Source organism: Oleiphilus sp. HI0123, from assembly GCF_001635315.1.
This window is the reverse complement of sequence record NZ_LWGE01000016.1, coordinates 1-500: the sequence shown is the minus strand read 5'-3', so window position 1 is coordinate 500 and position 500 is coordinate 1. Positions and strand designations below refer to the sequence as shown.

1 protein-coding gene is annotated in these 500 nt (G+C 41.4%); it reads right to left on the bottom strand.

Annotation, left to right across the window (positions count from 1 at the left end; all coding sequences use genetic code 11):
- Positions 1-202: 202 nt before the first annotated feature.
- A partial coding sequence (locus tag A3761_RS00220; protein WP_156491445.1) for an HAD family hydrolase occupies positions 203-500 on the bottom strand: 298 nt, incomplete at its 5' end.

Here is a 500-nt window from a genome sequence, read left to right as displayed (position 1 = left end):
CGAAATATTTCGAAAAGTTTGATTTACTCTCACACTAACACCCTCATTCAACCTCATCTATGATTAGATTGGAGGTGAGTATATCGATGAGGTTTTATGGAGGAAGTGACATTTTGTCGCACCTATTCGCCTTCTTTATCCAAGATTGATTCAGATCAATCTCGCAAGATAAGCAAAGTTAAGCAAGCAGGTGCGTTTGTCTTTATTTTTTTTCTATATAGGAGGCTAATAAATCGAAAAAAGATGCGTAGTCATTACACACAAAGCCCGCCCTTTCAGCATAATCAGGTAAGTGATCTTGAGCATATAAACAGGAATGCATGTTAGCATGTTCTGCTGCTAATAGGTCGTACAGATAATCACCCACATACACCGCCTCAGAAGGTTTGAGTTGCCACTCACGACATAGTTGCTGCAAGGCTCCTGGGTGAGGCTTTGCAGGGGCACACTCTCTGGTTAATATCGTGTCAACTTGTAGTCCCACTTGCTCTAACTTACGA